Source organism: Microbacterium sp. BWR-S6Y (genome assembly GCF_041379845.1).
In the GTDB taxonomy this organism is placed as follows: Bacteria; Actinomycetota; Actinomycetes; order Actinomycetales; family Microbacteriaceae; genus Microbacterium; species Microbacterium hydrothermale.
This window is the reverse complement of sequence record NZ_JBFECV010000005.1, coordinates 191,636-209,924: the sequence shown is the minus strand read 5'-3', so window position 1 is coordinate 209,924 and position 18,289 is coordinate 191,636. Positions and strand designations below refer to the sequence as shown.

The window sequence follows — 18,289 nt, the reverse complement described above, 5'->3', positions numbered from 1 at the left end:
TCGGCTCGGCCCCTCACGACATCGGAGAGGATGGGCGCATGGACGACCGCACCCTCTGGCTGATCACCGCCTTCTTCATCACCGCCGGGACGCTCGTCGCGTTCATCGTGCAGTGGCGGCGCTCGAAGCGCGGCGACCGCCGCGATCCGTTCGACGGTCCCGGGCCGGACGACGACGCGCGCTGAGGCGCGCGCGGTATCCGGGATCGCACCACCGTCACGGAACCGGGGCGCACCGGCGACGCGTGCCGCGCGCCGCGATCGGATTACTGCGGCGCGAGCCCCAGGTCGTCGAGGTCGATGGAGGCCAGCCACTGCAGGCCCTCGGCCTCGATCGCGGCCTGCGCGCCGGTCTTGCGGTCGACGATGACGGCGACGGCGACGACCTCGGCGCCCTCGCGGCGCAGGGCCTCGACGGCCTTGAGCGCCGACTGACCGGTGGTGGAGGTGTCTTCGACGACGACGACGCGCTTGCCCTTCACGTCGGCGCCCTCGATCTGGCGTCCGCGGCCGTGGTCCTTGGGCTCCTTGCGGACGACGAACGCGTCGAGGGGGTGACCGGCGTGCACCGATTCGTGCATGACGGCGTTGGCGATCGGGTCGGCGCCGAGAGTCAGACCGCCGACGGCGACGACGCCGTCGAGGTCTTTCACGAGGTCGAGCACGAGACGACCGATCGCGGGAGCGGCCCGGTGGTCGAGCGTGAGCTTACGCATGTCGACGTAGTACGTCGCCTTCTTGCCGCTCGAGAGGGTGAAGTCGCCGTGGAACACCGCCTCCGCGTTGATGAGGCCGATGAGGGCCTGGCGGTCGGCTTCGAGCTCGGGAGTGGAGGCGGCGGTCACGGCGTCGAGTTTAGTGCTCCACACGGATCACGCCGGGGTCACCCCGGCCGTCGATGTCGCCGGCCGAAAGTAGGCTGGATGCCATGCGCCTGGCCACCTGGAACGTCAACTCCATCCGCGCCCGCGTCACCCGCACCGTCGAGTTCTGCGTGCGCGAGCACATCGACGTGCTGGCGATGCAGGAGATCAAGTGCAAGACGGAGCAGTTCCCGTACGCCGCCTTCGAGGAGGCCGGGTACCACGTCGCCGCGCACGGCCTGAACCAGTGGAACGGCGTCGCGATCGCGAGCCGTGAGCCCCTCGACGACGTCGAGATCGGCTTCCCCGGCATGCCCGGCTTCGAGAAGGGCAAGGAAGGCCCCGACCAGCCGCAGGAGGCGCGCGCGATCGGCGCGACCGTGAACGGCGTCCGCGTCTGGAGCCTTTACGTCCCCAACGGCCGCGGCCTCGATGACCCGCACTACGTCTACAAGCTCGACTGGCTCGACAAGCTGCGCCAGTACACCTCCGACACGCTGGCCGCGCACCCCGACCTGCCGCTCGCCCTCACGGGCGACTTCAACATCGCCCCCACCGACGACGACAACGGCGATCCCACCGTCGTCGAGGGCGCGACCACCCACGTCTCCCCTCCCGAGCGCGAGGCGTTCCGCGCGTTCGAGGCGGCGGGGCTGACCGACGTCGTCCGCCCCCTCATCCCCACCGGATACACGTACTGGGACTACAAGCAGCTGCGCTTCCCCCGTAACGAGGGGCTGCGGATCGACTTCATCCTCGGCTCGCGGGCGTTCGCCGACGCCGTGCACGGTGCCGAGATCCACCGCGACGAGCGCAAGGGCGAGGTCCCCAGCGACCACGTCCCCGTCGTCGCCGACCTCGACCTGTCGGATGCCGACGACGAGGACGACCTGCCGATGATCTTCGGCTGAGCGCCGGGGGCACGGCATCCGGATGCCGCGCCGGGGCGTCCATGAACGGTGCCGCGCGGCCGCCACGGCGCGAATCGACGAGAATCTCGCGCGCCCTGTCGATTCCGATCGTCGCCATTCGACGCGATAGTAGGGGGAGGCATTCGCTCCCCTCAGATCGCTCGAGAGAGCACCGACGAGAAGAGTCAACGATGAAGTTCATGCTGATCATGCGCGGCACCGACGAGGCGTACGCGGCGTACAAGCAGATCCCGTTCGAGCAGATCATCAACGAGATGGGCGCCTACAACGAGTCGATGATGAGCGCGGGAGTGCTGGTCGCGGGCGACGGCCTGGCCGAGGACATGAGCCAGAACTTCGTCGTGACCTTCGGCGGCGAGGAGCCCGTCGTCACCGACGGCCCCTACGGCGAGACGCACGAGCTGTTCAACGGGTTCTGGATCATCGAGGTCTCGACCAAGGAGGAGGCCGTCGAGTGGGCGCGCCGGGCGCCGCTCATCGCGGGCAACACGCTCGAGGTGCGCCGCGTGACCGACGAGACCGACTTCGCAGCGTTCGCCGACAACGAGTACATCCAGAAGGAGGAGGGCTGGCGCGAGGAGCAGTCCTCGCGGTGAGCCCCGCTCCCGCCGGCGACACCGGCACGGACACCGACACCGCGCGGCGCGTCGCGGCGATCTGGCGCATCGAGGGCGCCCGCATCGTCGCGACGCTCGCGCGCGTGGTCGGCGATCTCCCCACCGCGGAGGATCTGGCCCAGGATGCCGTCGCCGAGGCCCTCGCGCAGTGGCCGCGCGACGGCGTGCCGGCGAACCCCGGCGCCTGGCTGACCGCGGTCGCGAAGAGACGCGCGATCGACGGGTGGCGCAGGGAGCGGGTGAGAGACGAGAAGTACGGGCTCATCGGGGCGGATCTCGACGAGGTGACGGATGCCGCGTGGCAGCCGATCGACGACGACGTGCTGCGCCTGGTGTTCGCGGCGTGCCATCCGGTGCTCGCGCGCGAGGCGCAGGTGGCCCTGACGCTGAAGGTCGTCGGCGGCCTCGACGCCGCGGCCATAGCCCGGCTCTTCCTCGTCCCGGTGCCGACGATGCAGCAGCGGATCGTGCGGGCGAAGAAGGCGTTGAGCGCGGCCCGGGTCCCCTTCGAGGCGCCGGATCCGGCGGAGTGGCCGGCGCGGCTCGGTGCCGTGCTGAGCGTGATCTACCTCGTCTTCACGGAGGGCTACGCGGCCACATCCGGCGATGCCGTGCTGAGGACGGAGCTCGCCCATGAGGCGATCAGGCTGGGGCGCGTTCTGGCACGGCTCCTCCCCCGCGAACCCGAGGTGCTGGGCCTCGGCGCCCTCATGGAACTGCAGGCGTCGCGCTTCGCGGCCCGGGTGGATGCGAACGGGGATGCCGTACTCCTCGCCGACCAGGACCGGCGGCGCTGGGATCGCTCGGCGATCTCGCGCGGGCGGGCGCTGCTCGACCGCGCCGACGCGCGCGGCAGAGGCCGCGGGCCGTACCAGCTGCAGGCGGCGATCGCGCTCTGTCACGCGGAGGCGGCAGGGGTCGACACGACCGACTGGGACCGCATCGCGCTTCTCTACGAGGCGCTCGGCCGCGTGGCGCCGAGCCCCGTGGTGGAGCTCAATCGCGCGGTCGCCGTGTCGATGGCATCCGGACCCCGGGAGGGGCTCGCGATCGTCGACGCCCTCGCCGCCGCCGGGGCGCTGCGGAGCTCGCACCTGATCCCCTCGGTGCGCGGCGAACTGCTGTCGCGGCTGGGGCGCCACGACGAGGCGCGGGAGCAGTTGCTCGAGGCCGCCGACCGCACCCGGAACGAGCGCGCTGCTGCACTCCTTCGACGCAAGGCCGAGGCGCTGGGGCGCTGACCGGGGAGAACCGGGGCTTCCCCTCGTCCGCGAGAAGTGCAGGTGGCTGAGCTCGTCGAAGCCACCGATCTCCGGCAGCCCGGTCCCTTCGACGAGCTCAGGGACCTCCGTCGGTGCGGGTCTCGAACCGACAGAGGGGCCGAGGAGCAGCGCAGCGCACCCCGACCCCGCCGTGCCGAACCGTCAGACCGAGGGGACCTCGGCGGGCGCGGTGCGCTTCACCAGCGTCACGAGCGCCTCGATGATCGAGCGCAGGAACGCGGCGGTGCCCTCGTCGGTCACCGTGCCGTCGTCTTCGAACAGGCCGGGCGTCGACTGGATGTAGCCCTCGGGCTGTCCCAGGACGAGGGCGTTGTAGTGCAGGAGCACGGCGCGCAGGTGCTGCTGACCGGCCGCGGTGGCGATGCCGCCCTGCGAGGTGCCGACGACCGCGGTGGGCTTGTCGTTGAACGACGCCTCACCGTACGGGCGCGCCGACCAGTCGAGCGCGTTCTTGAGCACGCCCGGGATCGAACGGCTGTACTCGGGGGTCACGACGATCATGCCGTCGGCATCCTCGATGGCCTTCTTGAAGTCCGTGGCGACCGCGGGGAAGTCGCCGTCGTAGTCGGGCGAGTAGAAGGGGAGGTCCGCGATGGGGATCTCCTTCAGCGTCACGCCCTCGGGCGCGACCTTCTCGAGCGCCTTGGCGAGGCGCCGGTTGATGGAGGTGCTGGAGATGCTGCCGACGATGTAGCCGATCGTGTACTCGGTCACGATGATCCTCTCAGGGAAGACGGGGGCGCGGCGCGCCCGAATGCATTCAGACGAAAGCATGACGGCGTCGGCACTATTCCCCGCGGGCTTGACTCCGCCGCACGGGGGATGCGGGTGTCGGAGGTCCCCCCTAGCGTGGAGGGATGCCACGGCTCACCCGCACCCAGCAGCGCGGCGACCTGATCCTCGCGACCGTGCTGTTCCTCGGCGGTCTGCTGAGTGCCGTGCTGTCGTCGGTCTCGGGCCTCTACGGAGACGAGCAGGGATCCCTCGCGATCGCGGTGGTCTACGTCGCCGTGCTGGCGATCCCGATCGCGGTGCGGCGCCGCTGGCCGTCGGTCACCGCGGTGGTCGTGTCGACCGCGTACTTCTTCGCGGTGACCTTCCGCATCCCCGAGCTCTACGCGGGCAACATCGCGATGTTCATCGCCCTCTACACCGTCGGCGCGTGGGAGCCGAGCCGCCGACGCGCCACGATCGTCCGCGTCGCGATCATCGTCGGCATGTTCGCGTGGCTGTTCATCGTGATGTTCCAAGATGCGACGCAGCCCGTCGACCCGTCCGTCGAGGGCGCCTTCTCGCGCGCCGGCGCCTTCTCGCCCTTCGTGGCCTACCAGCTGCTCATGATCGGCGTGAACGCGCTGTTCTTCGGCGGGGCGTACTACTTCGGCGACCGCTCCCACCAGCAGATGCGCGAGCGCGCCGCCCTCGAGGAACGCACCGCCGAGCTCGAGTCCGAGCGCGAGATCACCGCGGCGCAGGCCGTGGCCCTCGATCGCGTGCGCATCGCCCGCGAGCTGCACGACGTCGTCGCCCACCACGTCTCGCTCATGGGAGTGCAGGCGGGGGTGGCCCGCTCCCTCCTCTCGCGCGATCCGGATGCCGCCCGCGACACGCTCGCGAGCATCGAGGGCTCGGCGCGGCAGTCCCTGCACGAGCTGCGCCAACTGCTCGAGACCCTGCGCTCCCCCGATGCGGACGCCTCCCCCGACACCGCTCCCACCACGCACGGGCTGACCTCCATCCGCGCCCTCGTCGACGAGGCGGATGCCGCGGGCCTGCCGACCACCTTCACCGTCGTCGGCGAGCCCGAGAGCGATCCGCCCGCGCTCGTGCAGGTCAACCTGTACCGCATCGCCCAAGAGGCCCTCACCAACGCCCGCCGGCACGCCGGGCCCGGGGCGACGGCCGATGTACGCCTGCGCTTCTCCGCGGAGGCCGTCGAACTCGAGGTCTCGAACACGGGACGGTCCGGTTCGTCGACGCCCGGCCTCGGCCAGCGGGGCATGCGCGAACGCGCGGCCGTGTCGGGCGGCACGATCGAGATCGGTCCCCGCTCGCGCGGCGGATGGCTCGTGCGCGCGCGCGTGCCCCTGACCCCGGCGCAGGTGTCGCATGTCTGAGCTGCGCGTCCTCCTCGTCGACGACCACGCCATGATGCGCGCCGGGTTCCGCACGATCCTGTCGCTCGAGCCCGACATCACCGTGGTGGGCGAAGCCGCGACCGGAGCCGAGGCGGTGACCGCCGCGGAACGGCTGCGGCCCGACGTGATCTGCATGGACGTGCAGATGCCCGACATGGACGGCCTCGAGGCGACGCGCCTGCTCACCGCCGACCCCCGGTCGGAGGCGGCGATCCTCATCGTCACGACCTTCGACCGCGACGACTACCTCTTCGCGGCACTGTCGGCGGGAGCGAGCGGTTTCCTGCTGAAGAACGCCGGGCCCGAAGAACTCGTCTCCGCGGTGCGGATCGTGGGCGCGGGCGACGCGCTGCTCGCCCCCGAGGTCACGCGCCGAGTCATCGAGCGCTTCACCGCGCAGGCGGCCGGGGGCGCGGCATCCGGGGTCTCGACGACGCCCGACGCCACCGCCATCACACCCGCGCGCGCTCGCGCGGTCGAACCGCTGGTGCTGACCGAGCCGTTGACCGACCGCGAGAGCGAGGTGCTCGCCCTCGTGGCCGAGGCCCTCAGCAACGCCGAGATCGCCGCGCGCCTGTACATCGGCGAGGCGACGGTCAAGACGCACGTGTCGAACGTGCTGCAGAAGCTCGGCGCGCGCGATCGCGTGCAGGCCGTCGTGCTCGCGCACCGCCACGGGCTCGCCTGACGGCGCGACCGGTCCCTCCGACAGGCTCAGGAACCTCGGGGTCTCCCCCTCAGGGTGGAGGGCGACAACCCCACCGCGGGCGGAGGTGCCGCGGCATCCGCCTGCCTAGCGTGGTCATCAACGAGAAGAAGGGATGCACCGTGCTCGAACTGGACGGCATCACCAAGAGCTACGGCGGTCGCCGCGTGCTCGACGACGTGGGCTTCACCGTCGCCCCCGGTCGCCTGACGGGCTTCGTCGGCGGCAACGGCGCCGGCAAGACCACCACCATGCGCATCGCCCTCGGCGTGCTCGGGAAGGACGCCGGTTCCGTCGCGCTGAACGGCTCCCCCGTGACGACGGCCGATCGCCGCCGCTTCGGGTACATGCCGGAGGAGCGCGGCCTCTATCCGAAGATGAAGGTCGCCGAGCACATCGCCTACCTCGCGCGACTGCACGGGTTCTCGAAGGCGGATGCCACCCGCAAGGCCACCGCGCTGCTGGAACGGCTCGGACTCGGCGAGCGCCTCGGCGACCTCGTCGAGACGCTGTCGCTCGGCAATCAGCAGCGGGCGCAGATCGCCGCGTCGCTCGTGCACGAGCCCGAGGTGCTGATCCTCGACGAGCCCTTCTCGGGGCTCGACCCGCTCGCGGTCGACGTGGTCGCGGGGGTCCTGCAGGAGAAGGCCGCGTCGGGTGCGGCGGTGCTCTTCTCGTCGCACCAGCTCGACGTGGTCGAGCGGCTGTGCGACGACCTCGTGATCATCGCGAGCGGCACCATCCGCGCCGCGGGCACCCGCGACGAGCTGCGGGCACAGCACGCCACGCACCGGTACGAACTGGTCTCGCGCGGTGACGCGGGTTGGCTGCGCGAGGAGCCCGGGGTGAACGTGCTCGACTTCGACGGCGGCTACGCGCTCTTCGACGCGGCCGACGACGCCACCGCGCAGCGCGTGCTGCAGGGAGCCGTGGCGCGCGGCGACGTCGCCAGCTTCGCTCCTCTCCGCCCGACCCTCGCCGAGATCTTCAAGGAGGTCATCCAGTGAGCACCTCGACCGCCGTCCCGTCCCGCCCGGGCGAACTGCACAGCATCTGGCTCGTCGCCGAGCGCGAGATCGGCTCGAAGCTGCGCAGCAAGGCCTTCGTCATCTCGACCGCCGTCCTCATCGTCGCGGCCCTCGCCTCGGTGCTGTGGTGCGGTTTCACCGCGGGAAGCGCCGCGTCCAGCGGCATCCCCGTCGCCGTCACCGCGCAGACCCAGAGCGACGTGTCAGGTCTCGACGGTCTCGAGGTGACCGTCGCCGACAGTGACGACGCCGCGCGCGCCCTCGTCGCCGACGGGACGGTGGATGCCGCCCTGGTGGCCGGCTCGTCGGACTCGTCGTTCGACTTCACCGTCGTGGTGAAGGACAGCGTCCCCTCGACGCTCCTGCAGATGCTGAGCGAGACGCCGCCGGTCGACCGGATCGATCCCGGATCGAACGCGGCCGACGTGCTGCGCTACTTCATCGCGCTGGCGTTCGGCATCGTGTTCCTCATCGCCGCGACGACCTTCGGCGGGACGATCGCCCAGAGCGTCGTCGAGGAGAAGCAGACGCGCGTGGTCGAGATCCTCATCTCGGCGATCCCCGTGCGGGCTCTGCTGGCGGGCAAGGTGCTGGGCAACACGATCCTCGCGATGGCGCAGATCGTGCTGCTCGCGGCGGTCGCGGTCATCGGGCTCGCCGTGACCGATCAGGCCGGAGTCCTCACCGCCCTGGGCGCCCCCATCGCCTGGTTCGCGATCTTCTTCCTCTTCGGCTTCGTGCTGCTGGCCTCGCTCTTCGCCGCGGCGGCCGCGATGGTGTCCCGCCAGGAGGACATCGGGGCGACCACGACGCCGATCACGATGCTGATCATGGCGCCGTACTTCCTCGTGATCTTCTTCAACGACAACCCCGTCGTGCTCACGGTGATGTCGTACGTGCCGTTCTCGGCTCCGGTCGGCATGCCGCTGCGCATGTACCTCGGCGACGCCCAGTGGTGGGAGCCGGTGCTGTCGCTGCTCGTCCTGCTCGCGTCGTGCGTGGCGGCGATCGGCCTCGCCTCGCGCATCTACCAGAACTCGCTGCTGCGGATGGGGGCGCGGGTCAAGCTCGCGGAGGCGCTGAAGGGCTGAGGCGGCGCCCCGCGACCCCGGGTGGGGCGGGAGCAGGGGGAGGGATGCCAGGGCTTCGGCATCCCTCCCCTAGGCTTTTGCGGTGCTCCGTCTGCTCGCCTCCGCCGCGCTGGGGGCGGCGATCGGGGGGCTGATCGTCTCTCTGCTCGGTCGCCCCGACCCCGGAATGCTCATCCTCGGCATCGCCCTCGGCGTCTTCCTCGCCACGACCACCGTGATCCGCCTGGCCGGGGGGCTCGCGGTCGCGACGCCCTCCCCCGCCGCGGTGCGGGAAGCCCGCGACGGCCGACGTCTCGGACGCGCGCGCGTCGACGCGGTGCGGCAGACCGGCACCTTCCTGAACGAACAGCCCGTGTGCGACATCGACGTCACCGTCGCCGCCCTCACGGGTGACGCGTGGGCGACGACCGTGCGCAGGATCGTGCCCCTGACCGAGCTGCCGGCGTACCGAACCGGGTGCGAGCGCGACGTCGCGATCCTCATCGACGGCGGGCCGGAGATCGCCTTCGCCGACGGCGAGCTCTCGCCGGCCGAGATCGAGCGCCTCGTGGTGCCGCCTCGCTCCGACGTGCCGCTGCGGCCGGTCCCACCCGGGACGCGGATCGGCGGGGGACGCCGGCGTGGTCCACTGATCGGCGTCGGCCGCCGCGGACGGCCTCTGCGCCTGACCCTGTTCGCTCTCGTCGCGGTGGGGGCGGCATCCGTCGTCGTCCTGCCCTTCCGCGCGGCGGTCGTGCCCACCCTCGAGGCGTGGGCCGACGGCCGGGCGAGCGTCGACCTGCGTCAGCCCGACGAGATCGAGACGGCCGCGCGGGCGCTCCGTGAGGCGATCGGACACGACCGCGTGGTGGCGATCACCGTGCTGCCGGATGCCGTCGTCGTCGACGCCCCGATCAGCGTCGGCGCAGTGGAGACCGACGAGTGGACCTACCGCGGCGGCCGCGTGGACCACGACGGTCCCGCGCGTCCGCAGCCGGAGCTCGCGGCGGAGCAGTTCTCGTGGGACGACGTCTCGCTCGAACGGCTGTGGCCCGCGATGCGCTCCGCGGCGGACGAGAGCGGCCTGCCGGTGGGCGATGCCGTCGCGCGCGTCGTGCGGTCGACCGACACCGACGTGCAGAGCGACACCTTCATCCGCGCCGTCGGTCCGCCCGAGATGACGTTCAGCCTGAGCGACGACTACCGCGACGCCTTCTTCCGCCTGTCGGCGCAGGGCGTCCGACTCGATCCGGCGGGCTGAACGGCGACGTTCGCGACCTCCGCAGGGGCGCGATCATCCCTCCAGCACGGCGAGCACGTTGCCGGCCGGGTCACGGAACCACGCGATGAGCGGACCCCCCTCGCGCATGATTCCGCGCGAATCGGTGGGGAAGTCGGCGTCGTCGTAGATCTTCGTCTCCACGCCCCGCGCGCGCAGGTCGTCGACGGCGGCCTCGACATCGTCGACGGGGAAGTTGAGCACCGTGAACGACGCCGGCTCGTGGTGCGGCTTTCCGTAGACGAGCACGCGCCCGCCGGAGGCGAGGTGCAGGGCCAGGAACCCGGAGTCGTCGAGCACCTCGACCTCGAGGCCGAGCGTGTCGCCGTAGAAGCGTCGGGCGGCGTCGAGGTCGTCGACCGCGAAGCCGCTGAAGGCGCCGTCAGTGTGGAACATGGGGGTCTCCTCGGTTCAGCGCGCCACGAACGCCGTGACGCTGTCGGACAGGCGGATGGGGATGCCGTCGAGGGCCGACGGATCGGGGTCGCCGACCGCGACCGTGAGATCGGCGTCGACGCCGAAAGCCGCGGAGGGGCCGGCGCCCCCGGAGGCGCAGCCCACCGACCACGGTCGATTGTCCGATGACGTGAACGTCGCGATGCAGATGCCGTCGCCGTCGTCGGGCTGGGCGAGGTAGATGCGGAAGTCGCTGACGGTCGCGATGTACCGCGTGCTGGACGGATCGATCCCGCTGTCGCGGAGGATGTCGGCCGAGATGACGTCCTCGACGGTCTGCGGGAAGGTCAGCTCCGGGTAGGCCGCGGCCGCGGTCTGGGGGTCGACCGGGCCGGCGGCGGGCGCGACGACGCCGGCCCCGATGGCGGCGCCGAGGCCGAGGCACACCACCGCACCGACCGCGGCGAGCGCGGCCCACAGCGCGGGTCGCCGTCGCACGGACGTCGGTGCGGGCTCGACCGTCTCCGGCTCGTGCGCTGCCGGGTGCGGATCGGCCGCGGGCTCGGCATCCGTTCCGTCGACGGCGCACTCGGGGGCCGCGGACGGCTCTTCGCGGTGCCGGTCCTCGAGCTGCGCGAGGCGCGCGAGCATCTCGGGCGTCGCCGACGCGCCGTCGACGCCGTAGACGCGCTCGCGCAGCGCCCGCAGCTCGACGTCGTCGTCCATGCGACGACTCTATGACCGCGTGGAGGGCCCGGGGCGGTCAGCCCGCCGGATGCGGCCGCGTCTTCTCGAGGGCATCGGCCGCGCCCACGAGGGCGAGGTGCGACAGCGCCTGCGGGGTGTTGCCGGCCTGACGGCCCGAGGTCGGGTCGTACTCCTCCGAGAGCAGACCGAGGTCGTTGGCGACAGCGGTGAGGCGGCGCATCAGGGCGACGGCGTCGTCGCGGCGCCCGCTGTGGGCGTACTGCCCCACCAGCCAGAACGAGCACGCGAGGAACGGGTGCTCGTCTCCGCTCAGCCCGTCGACGCCCGTCGTGCGGTACCGCAGCAGCCAGCCGTCGGGCATGAGCGTCTGCTCCATGCGGGCCACGGTGGCGAGCATGCGCGGGTCGTCGTAGGCGCAGAACCCGACCTGCGGCAGCACGAGCAGCGAGGCGTCGACCTCGTCGGTCTCGAAGTGCTGCGTGAACCAACCGCCCGCGTGCACCCCGCGCGCGTCGATCTCGGCCCGCACCCCGTCGCGCAGCCGCCTCCACGTGTCGACCTCGCCCTCGCGCCCGCCCTCTTCGACGGCCCGGATGCCGCGATCGAACGCCGCCCACACCATCGCGCGCGAGTGGGTGAAGAAGTGCGGATCGCCCCGCATCTCCCAGATGCCGAGGTCGGGCCGATCGACCCAGTGCACGAGCTGATCGAGCAGCGCGCGCTGCAGGGACCACGAGAACGTGGTCTCTTCGACGCCGGCGTCGCGCGCGGCCTCGAGGGCGACCATGACCTCGCCGATCACGTCGGCCTGGTACTGATCGACCGCGCCGTTGCCGAGGCGCACGGGCGAGGCTCCGCCGTATCCGGGCAGACTCGTGATCTCGCGCTCGGGCAGGTCGCGCTCGCCCGCGATGCCGTACATGATCTGCACGTCGGCGGGGTCCCCCGCGATCGCCCGCAGCAGCCAGTTGCGCCAGCGGTGGGCGGCGTCGAGGTAGCCGTGCTCGATGTAGGCGCTGAGGGTGAGGGCGGCGTCGCGCAACCAGACGTAGCGGTAGTCCCAGTTGCGCGAGCCCCCGAAGGCCTCGGGGAGCGAGGTGGTCGCCGCCGCCACGATGCCGCCCGTCTCGGAGTGCGTGAGCGCGCGCAGCACCATGAGCGATCGCGTGACGAGCGCCGCGTGTTCGCCGACGGCCTGCACGCGATCGGCCCACGCCGCCCACCACTCGCGGGTGCGCTCGAGCGCGGCCTCGACGTCGAACGCCGCCGGAGGGTCCTGCCACGACGGCCCCCAGGCCAGCACCGAGTCGACGCTCCGCCCCGCGGCCGTGGTCCACAGCCCCCGGTGGGCGGTGTCGACGGCGATCAGGCGCGGACCGCGCAGGATGACGGCATCCGGGCCCGCCACGGCGAGGATGGCGTGGGCGCCGCCGGTGCCCACCTGCCGCACCCACGGCACCGCACGGGCGTAGTCGAAGCGCAAGCGCACCTCGCTGACGAAATCGACGGCGCCCGACACCCCTACGACCCGGCGGATGACGGCGTCGACCCCCTCGTCGACGGGCATGGCGTCGTAGACGTCGGCGATACCAGTGGAGGTCTCCCACCGGGTGACGAGCACGAAGGTGTCTCCGTCGTAGCGGCGCGTGGCGCGCGCCTCGGGGTCGGCGGGTCGCAATGACCACGATCCGTGCGACTCGTCGCCCAGCAGGGCGCCGAACATCGAGGCGCTGTCGTACCGCGGCAGACACAACCAGTCGACGCTCCCCGCGGCGGAGACGAGGGCGGCGGAGCGGCAGTTGCTGAGGACGGCGTAATCCTCGATCGGAGTCGTCACCCTCGGATCATGACAGGTGCGGCCGACATCGCGGCAGAGCATCCCGCTAGTGGCTCCCCTGCGTTGGCTGCAAGCACCGACGGCGTGTCGGTGGGGAGCGCTACGGTGGCGGCATGGCCGCGGACACCACCCTGATCATCCTGGGCGCCTCGGGCGACCTCACCTCTCGACTGCTCCTGCCGGCCCTCGGCCAGCTGCTCACGCGCGAGCCCGGGCGCTCGGTGCGCCTTCACGGCGCGGGGATGGACGACTGGACCGACGAGCACTGGCGCGAGGTGGTGAAGAAGTCCTTCCAGACGACGGATGCCGAGGCCGCCTTCGCCGCGGTCGCCGAGACGACGTACTCGCAGGCCGACATCACGAAGGCCGCAGATCTGCAGAAGCTCCTCGACGACGCCGAGGGGCGCCCCGCGCTGTACTTCGCCGTCCCGCCCGCGGTGACCGAGAAAGCGTGTCTCGCCCTGAGCGACGTCACCCTCCCCGAGGGCACGATCCTCGCCCTCGAGAAGCCCTTCGGCACCGACGAGGCCAGCGCGCACACGCTCAACCAGCAGCTGGCCACGCTCGTTCCCGAAGACCAGGTCTTCCGCATCGACCACTTCCTCGGCCGCTCGACCGTGCTCAACCTCCTCGGCGTCCGCTTCGCGAACCGGCTCATCGAGAGCGTGTGGTCGGCCGACGACATCGCGTCGATCCGCATCGACTTCCCCGAGGCCCTCGGGCTCGAGGGCCGGGCGGGCTACTACGACCGCGCCGGCGCCCTCGTCGACATGATCCAGAGCCACCTGCTGCAGGTCATGGCCTTCGTCACCATGGAGCCGCCCGCGTCGCTCGACCAGCTCGATCTGCGCGACGCGACTTCGGCGGTGCTGCGCGCGACGCACGTCCTCGACGACGATCCCGTCGCGAACTCGCGTCGCGCCCGCTACACCGCCGGCGACGTCGGCGAGCGCCACTTCTCGTCGTACGTCGACGAGCCGGGCGTCGACGCGGAGCGCGGCACCGAGACGCTCGCCGAGATGACGGTCGAGGTGCGCACCTCCCGCTGGCAGGGCGTGCCGATCCTGCTGCGCTCGGGCAAGGCGCTCGGCGCGGGCGACCCCGCGGTGACCGTGACGTTCAAGCCCGTGCGCCACCTCCCCGGCGGTTTCGTGGGCGACAGCGAGCCGTCGGTGCTGGTGTTCTCGCTCGGCCCCGACACGATGAGCCTCGGGCTCAACGTCAACGGCGCCGACGACCCCCTCGAGCTCGAGCGGGTGACGCTCGCCGCCGACCTCGGCGACGGCGCGCTCAAGGCCTACGGCGAAGTGCTCTCCGGCATCCTCGACGGAGACGCGATGCTCGCCGTGCGCGGCGACGCCGCCGAGCAGTGCTGGCGCATCGTGCAGCCGGTGATCGACGCGTGGCGCGAGAACAAGGTGCCGCTCGACGAGTACCCGGCGGGAACGGCCGGACCGGCCGCCTGGAACGCCTGATCGCCCCGCGCGTCCGCGCGACCGCGGCGGGCCCAGCTCAGCGCGGACGCATCTCATCACGGACGCATAAGGTCACGCGGGAACACGACGGGACATCAGGGCGTTGGATGGATGCGGGTCAACGGCGTCCCGGCATCGTCCTCACCCTCAGGAGTATTTCCATGTCTCACGTTCTCGACCGCACCGCGCAGACCGACGTCCCGATCCTCGACGTCCTCGCCGAGCGCTGGAGCACCCGCGTCTTCGACGCGGAGACCCCCATCGACGAAGAGGCGCTGCGCGCCGCGCTGGAAGCCGCGCGCTGGTCGCCGTCCGCCAGCAACACTCAGCCCTGGCGCTTCGTCCTCGCCCGTCGCGGCACCGAGGCCCACGAGAAGATCGTCGCCTCGCTCATCGGCTTCAACCAGGGGTGGGCGCCGGCCGCCGGCGCGCTCCTGGTGGTGCTGGCCGAGACCGTCGACGACGAGGGCAACGCCCGCCCGTGGGCGACCTACGACGCGGGTCAGGCGGCGGCCTTCTTCACCGTCGAGGCGCACGCCCGCGGCCTGGCCACCCACACCATGGGCGGCTTCTCCCCCGACGACCTGCGCACCGCATTCTCGATCGACGAGCGCTTCACGCCCGTGACCGTCATCGCGGTCGGCGCCTTCGGCGACCTGGATGGCGCCGACGAGGCCGTGCGTACGCGCGAGTCGGCACCGCGCGAGCGTCGTCCCCTCGCCGAGTCGTTGCTGCTCGACGCCTGATCTCCCGCCGGGTCACCGGCATCCGTCCGCCCCCGTCGCCGCTCTCGCGGGACGGGGGCGGACGTCGTCGTGGCACGGGTAGCGAGTGCCCGCGGATGCCGCTGCGGCGGCCGTTCTCACCCGGCACGCCGATGACCTGGCGCCGCTGCGACGCACCACGGCGTTCACGCGAGGCCCCTACGCTCGCGGAGGTGACGACTTCTTCCACGACCGGCGCCCTCCCGACGCACCGGCCGCTCGTGCGCCTCGGCCGGGCCATCCGGAGAACGCTCCTCGCGCTCGTCGTCGCGGTGGCGGCGATCGCCGTCGCGGGACTGCCGGTGTACGTCTTCCCGCCCCAGGGCGACCCGACGGGAGCGGACCTCGTCTACGTCATCGGCCCGCCGCAGCCCCAACGCCTCGAGCTGGCGTCCGCGATCCGCGACACCGACGGGCACGTCCCCCTGCTGATCTCCGTCTCCGACTCCCGCGCCGGCCGGGGGGATTCGTCGTTCGACGCCGACGCCGTCGACGAGTGCCGCCAGGCGGGGGCGACCTGCACGACCCCGGAGCCTTTCACGACGGCCGGGGAGGCGCGGCTGCTGACGGCGTACGTCGCGCGACAGCCGGCAGCCGAGACGGTGGTCATCACCTACACGCCGCACGTCGCCCGTACGCGGTACATCTTCGCGAAGTGCTACTCGGGGGACGTGACGGTCGTCGGGGTCGACACGCCCATGACGCCCGCCGACTGGGCGTTCCAGTACGTGTACCAGACCGCGGCGTTCGTGAAGGCCTGGATCACACCGTGTCCGTGAGCGCTCCCGACTCGACGTGACGGACGCGGAGGGGGAGGCCATGCCCCGGGGCATGGCCTCCCCCTCCGCGTCGGCTTCCTCAGTCGACGATCTCCGCCTCGATGACATCGTCGTCGGGGTCGTCGCCGGACTCCTCGGCCGCCGGCCCCGTGCTCTCGAGCAGGAGCGAGTCGCCGTCGCTGGCCACGTCGACGCGGACCACGTCGCCGTCGCGCACAGTGCCGGCGAGGATCGCCATCGCGAGGCGGTCCTGGATCTCAGACTGGATGAGCCGGCGCAGCGGCCGGGCTCCGTATACCGGGTCGTAGCCGCGCTCGGCGAGCCACGACCGCGCGTCGGGGGTGACCGCGAGGGTCAGCCGGCGCTCTCGCAGGCGCTTGTGGAGCGCATCGACGGCGAGCTCGACGATCTGCGCGAGGTCGTCCTGGCTGAGCGCCTGGAAGATCACGATGTCGTCGAGACGGTTCACGAACTCGGGCTTGAAGGCCTGGCGCACCAGCGCCTGCACCTGCTCCCTCTTGGCATCCATCGACATCGTCGGATCGATGAGGATCGGTGACCCGAGGTTCGACGTCAGGATCAGGATGACATTGGTGAAGTCGACCGTGCGGCCCTGGCCGTCGGTCAGCCGGCCGTCGTCCATGACCTGCAGCAGGACGTCGAACACCTCGGGGTGCGCCTTCTCGACCTCGTCGAGCAGAACCACCGAGTACGGCCGACGGCGGACGGCCTCGGTGAGCTGACCACCGGCCTCGTACCCGATGTAGCCCGGAGGAGCACCGACCAGGCGCGAGACGGAGTGCTTCTCGCCGTACTCCGACATGTCGATGCGCACCATGGCGTGCTCGTCGTCGAAGAGGAAGTCGGCGAGCGACTTCGCCAGCTCGGTCTTCCCGACACCCGTGGGGCCGAGGAACAGGAACGATCCGACGGGGCGGTTCGGGTCGCTGATGCCCGCGCGCGAACGACGGACGGCGTCGGAGACCGCCTTGACGGCATCCTTCTGTCCGATCAGTCGCTTGCCGAGTTCGCGCTCGAGGTGCAGCAGCTTCTCGGTCTCGCCCTGCAGCAGACGGCCGACGGGGATGCCGGTCCACGCGGCGATGACCGCGGCGATGTCTTCGTCGGTGACCTGGTCGTTGACCATGCGGTCGCCCGCGGGCTCCTCGCGCTCGGCCACCATGAGCTCGCGCTCGAGGGCCGGGATCTCGGCGTACAGCAGGCGCGAGGCGCGCTCGAGGTTGCCCTCGCGCTGGGCGCGCTCGGCATCCACGCGGGCCGCGTCGAGGCGGGTCTTGAGGTCGCCGACGCGGTTGAGCGAGGCGCGCTCGCGCTCCCACCGCGCCTGCAGCTCGTCGAGCTTGCCCTGCTCGCCGGCCAGGGTGTCGCGCAGCGTCGCGAGGCGCTCCTTCGAGGCGGCGTCCTTCTCCTTCTTCAGCGCGAGCTCTTCGAGCTTCAGCCGGTCGACGTGCCGGCGCAGCTCGTCGATCTCGAGCGGGGCCGAGTCGATCTCCATGCGCAGCCGGGATGCCGCTTCGTCGATCAGGTCGATCGCCTTGTCGGGCAGCTGACGCGAGGGGATGTAGCGGTTCGACAGGGCCGCGGCGGCGACCAGGGCGGCATCCGCGATCGCGACCTTGTGGTGCGCCTCGTAGCGCTCTTTCAGGCCGCGGAGGATCGCCACGGTGTCCTCGACCGTGGGCTCGCCGACGTAGACCTGCTGGAAGCGGCGCTCGAGGGCGGCGTCCTTCTCGATGAATTCGCGGTACTCGTCGAGCGTGGTCGCGCCGATCAGGCGCAGCTCGCCGCGCGCGAGCATGGGCTTGAGCATGTTGGAGGCCGCGACCGACCCCTCACCGCCGCCCGCGCCCATGAGCACGTGCAGCTCGTCGATAAAGGTGATGATGCGTCCGTCGGACTCGGTGATCTCCTTGAGGACGCTCTTCAGGCGCTCCTCGAACTGGCCGCGGTACATCGCCCCGGCGACCAGGGCCGAGATGTCGAGCGAGACGAGCTCTTTGTTCTTCAGGCTCTCGGCGACGTCGCCCGCGACGATGCGCTGGGCGAGCCCCTCGACGACGGCGGTCTTTCCGACGCCGGGTTCGCCGATGAGCACGGGGTTGTTCTTGGTGCGCCGGGTGAGCACCTGGCTGACACGGCGGATCTCGCCGTCGCGGCCGATCACGGGGTCGAGCTTGCCCTGGCGAGCCCGGTCGGTGAGGTTGATGCCGAACTGCTCGAGGGCGCTGCGCGCGTCCTCCTGCCCCGGCTGTTGAGTGGCGTTCATGTGTTCTCCTGGAAGTCTGTCGCAAACTTGAGTTGCGTTGACTCAAGTTTAGCAGCGGACGTCGGCGGGGGCAATGGATGCCGGGAGCGGGGCGTTCCCCGGGCGCACGGCGAACGGCCGCGGCAGAG

18 protein-coding genes are annotated in these 18,289 nt (G+C 71.6%); 12 read left to right on the top strand and 6 right to left on the bottom strand.

Annotation, left to right across the window (positions count from 1 at the left end; translation table 11 throughout):
• Positions 1 to 38 precede the first annotated feature (38 nt).
• Positions 39 to 185 carry a hypothetical protein gene (locus AB1K56_RS12710; protein ID WP_316003836.1) on the top strand — a complete coding sequence of 49 codons (147 nt, stop codon included), beginning with the start codon at positions 39 to 41 and terminating at the stop codon, positions 183 to 185.
• A gap of 80 nt (positions 186 to 265) precedes the next feature.
• Here the strand turns inward: AB1K56_RS12710 and pyrE are convergent, their stop codons facing one another.
• Positions 266 to 844 (bottom strand): orotate phosphoribosyltransferase, encoded by a 579-nt coding sequence (pyrE, locus tag AB1K56_RS12705; RefSeq protein WP_264632026.1) that lies wholly within the window; start codon positions 842 to 844, stop codon positions 266 to 268.
• Positions 845 to 927: 83 nt separating this feature from the next.
• Between pyrE and AB1K56_RS12700 the strand changes: the two genes are divergently transcribed.
• The 3 genes from AB1K56_RS12700 (at position 928) to AB1K56_RS12690 (ending at position 3,652) form a co-directional block, all read left to right on the top strand.
• The gene (locus tag AB1K56_RS12700) at positions 928 to 1,773 is read left to right on the top strand and encodes an exodeoxyribonuclease III (RefSeq protein ID WP_371205943.1); all 846 of its coding nucleotides are present in this window, start codon (positions 928 to 930) and stop codon (positions 1,771 to 1,773) included.
• 191 nt (positions 1,774 to 1,964) lie between these two features.
• A complete protein-coding gene (locus tag AB1K56_RS12695) occupies positions 1,965 to 2,390 on the top strand; it encodes a YciI family protein (protein WP_371205942.1) in 426 nt (141 codons plus the stop codon).
• Positions 2,387 to 3,652: an RNA polymerase sigma factor gene (locus AB1K56_RS12690; protein WP_371205941.1), complete on the top strand. Its 1,266-nt coding sequence runs from the start codon at positions 2,387 to 2,389 to the stop codon at positions 3,650 to 3,652. The genes AB1K56_RS12695 and AB1K56_RS12690 overlap by 4 nt, the downstream gene beginning before the upstream one ends.
• Before the next feature lie 183 nt (positions 3,653 to 3,835).
• Here AB1K56_RS12690 and AB1K56_RS12685 read toward each other — a convergent pair whose 3' ends face one another.
• A complete protein-coding gene (locus tag AB1K56_RS12685) occupies positions 3,836 to 4,408 on the bottom strand; it encodes an NADPH-dependent FMN reductase (RefSeq protein ID WP_136588031.1) in 573 nt (190 codons plus the stop codon).
• 143 nt (positions 4,409 to 4,551) lie between these two features.
• Between AB1K56_RS12685 and AB1K56_RS12680 the strand changes: the two genes are divergently transcribed.
• The 5 genes from AB1K56_RS12680 (at position 4,552) to AB1K56_RS12660 (ending at position 9,897) form a co-directional block, all read left to right on the top strand.
• On the top strand, positions 4,552 to 5,811 hold the full coding sequence (locus tag AB1K56_RS12680; RefSeq protein ID WP_371205940.1) for a sensor histidine kinase: 1,260 nt from the start codon (positions 4,552 to 4,554) through the stop codon (positions 5,809 to 5,811).
• The gene (locus AB1K56_RS12675) at positions 5,804 to 6,520 is read left to right on the top strand and encodes a response regulator (RefSeq protein WP_371205939.1); all 717 of its coding nucleotides are present in this window, start codon (positions 5,804 to 5,806) and stop codon (positions 6,518 to 6,520) included. The genes AB1K56_RS12680 and AB1K56_RS12675 overlap by 8 nt, the downstream gene beginning before the upstream one ends.
• A 140-nt stretch (positions 6,521 to 6,660) precedes the next feature.
• Complete coding sequence (locus tag AB1K56_RS12670; protein WP_264632020.1) at positions 6,661 to 7,545, top strand: ABC transporter ATP-binding protein; 885 nt, start codon at positions 6,661 to 6,663, stop codon at positions 7,543 to 7,545.
• Positions 7,542 to 8,657: an ABC transporter permease gene (locus tag AB1K56_RS12665; RefSeq protein WP_371205938.1), complete on the top strand. Its 1,116-nt coding sequence runs from the start codon at positions 7,542 to 7,544 to the stop codon at positions 8,655 to 8,657. Before AB1K56_RS12670 ends, AB1K56_RS12665 begins: the two co-directional genes overlap by 4 nt.
• Positions 8,658 to 8,739: 82 nt before the next feature.
• A complete protein-coding gene (locus AB1K56_RS12660) occupies positions 8,740 to 9,897 on the top strand; it encodes a hypothetical protein (RefSeq protein WP_371205937.1) in 1,158 nt (385 codons plus the stop codon).
• Positions 9,898 to 9,930: 33 nt separating this feature from the next.
• Here AB1K56_RS12660 and AB1K56_RS12655 read toward each other — a convergent pair whose 3' ends face one another.
• The 3 genes from AB1K56_RS12655 to AB1K56_RS12645 are packed head-to-tail and all read right to left on the bottom strand — an operon-like array spanning position 9,931 to position 12,856.
• Positions 9,931 to 10,311 carry a VOC family protein gene (locus AB1K56_RS12655; RefSeq protein WP_136588026.1) on the bottom strand — a complete coding sequence of 127 codons (381 nt, stop codon included), beginning with the start codon at positions 10,309 to 10,311 and terminating at the stop codon, positions 9,931 to 9,933.
• Positions 10,312 to 10,326: 15 nt separating this feature from the next.
• On the bottom strand, positions 10,327 to 11,037 hold the full coding sequence (locus AB1K56_RS12650) for a hypothetical protein (protein ID WP_371205936.1): 711 nt from the start codon (positions 11,035 to 11,037) through the stop codon (positions 10,327 to 10,329).
• Positions 11,038 to 11,074: 37 nt separating this feature from the next.
• The gene (locus AB1K56_RS12645) at positions 11,075 to 12,856 is read right to left on the bottom strand and encodes a glycoside hydrolase family 15 protein (protein WP_371205935.1); all 1,782 of its coding nucleotides are present in this window, start codon (positions 12,854 to 12,856) and stop codon (positions 11,075 to 11,077) included.
• A 113-nt stretch (positions 12,857 to 12,969) separates the two neighbouring features.
• On the opposite strand from AB1K56_RS12645, the gene AB1K56_RS12640 reads away from it, so the two are divergent.
• From AB1K56_RS12640 to AB1K56_RS12630, 3 genes are all read left to right on the top strand, one after another.
• Positions 12,970 to 14,331: a glucose-6-phosphate dehydrogenase gene (locus tag AB1K56_RS12640; RefSeq protein WP_371205934.1), complete on the top strand. Its 1,362-nt coding sequence runs from the start codon at positions 12,970 to 12,972 to the stop codon at positions 14,329 to 14,331.
• A 161-nt stretch (positions 14,332 to 14,492) separates the two neighbouring features.
• Positions 14,493 to 15,077: a nitroreductase family protein gene (locus tag AB1K56_RS12635; protein ID WP_371205933.1), complete on the top strand. Its 585-nt coding sequence runs from the start codon at positions 14,493 to 14,495 to the stop codon at positions 15,075 to 15,077.
• Between the two features lie 191 nt (positions 15,078 to 15,268).
• The gene (locus AB1K56_RS12630) at positions 15,269 to 15,874 is read left to right on the top strand and encodes a YdcF family protein (protein WP_371205932.1); all 606 of its coding nucleotides are present in this window, start codon (positions 15,269 to 15,271) and stop codon (positions 15,872 to 15,874) included.
• Between the two features lie 79 nt (positions 15,875 to 15,953).
• Here the strand turns inward: AB1K56_RS12630 and AB1K56_RS12625 are convergent, their stop codons facing one another.
• Positions 15,954 to 18,161: an ATP-dependent Clp protease ATP-binding subunit gene (locus AB1K56_RS12625; RefSeq protein ID WP_371205931.1), complete on the bottom strand. Its 2,208-nt coding sequence runs from the start codon at positions 18,159 to 18,161 to the stop codon at positions 15,954 to 15,956.
• Between the last annotated feature and the right edge of the window lie 128 nt (positions 18,162 to 18,289).

Coding starts and splice junctions, on each gene's coding strand:
- AB1K56_RS12710 (WP_316003836.1), top strand. CDS start 39: ATGGACGACCGCACCCTCTGGCTGATCACCGCCTTCTTCATCACCGCC.
- AB1K56_RS12700 (WP_371205943.1), top strand. CDS start 928: ATGCGCCTGGCCACCTGGAACGTCAACTCCATCCGCGCCCGCGTCACC.
- AB1K56_RS12695 (WP_371205942.1), top strand. CDS start 1,965: ATGAAGTTCATGCTGATCATGCGCGGCACCGACGAGGCGTACGCGGCG.
- AB1K56_RS12680 (WP_371205940.1), top strand. CDS start 4,552: ATGCCACGGCTCACCCGCACCCAGCAGCGCGGCGACCTGATCCTCGCG.
- AB1K56_RS12675 (WP_371205939.1), top strand. CDS start 5,804: ATGTCTGAGCTGCGCGTCCTCCTCGTCGACGACCACGCCATGATGCGC.
- AB1K56_RS12655 (WP_136588026.1), bottom strand. CDS start 10,311: ATGTTCCACACTGACGGCGCCTTCAGCGGCTTCGCGGTCGACGACCTC.
- AB1K56_RS12650 (WP_371205936.1), bottom strand. CDS start 11,037: ATGGACGACGACGTCGAGCTGCGGGCGCTGCGCGAGCGCGTCTACGGC.
- AB1K56_RS12640 (WP_371205934.1), top strand. CDS start 12,970: ATGGCCGCGGACACCACCCTGATCATCCTGGGCGCCTCGGGCGACCTC.
- AB1K56_RS12635 (WP_371205933.1), top strand. CDS start 14,493: ATGTCTCACGTTCTCGACCGCACCGCGCAGACCGACGTCCCGATCCTC.
- AB1K56_RS12625 (WP_371205931.1), bottom strand. CDS start 18,161: ATGAACGCCACTCAACAGCCGGGGCAGGAGGACGCGCGCAGCGCCCTC.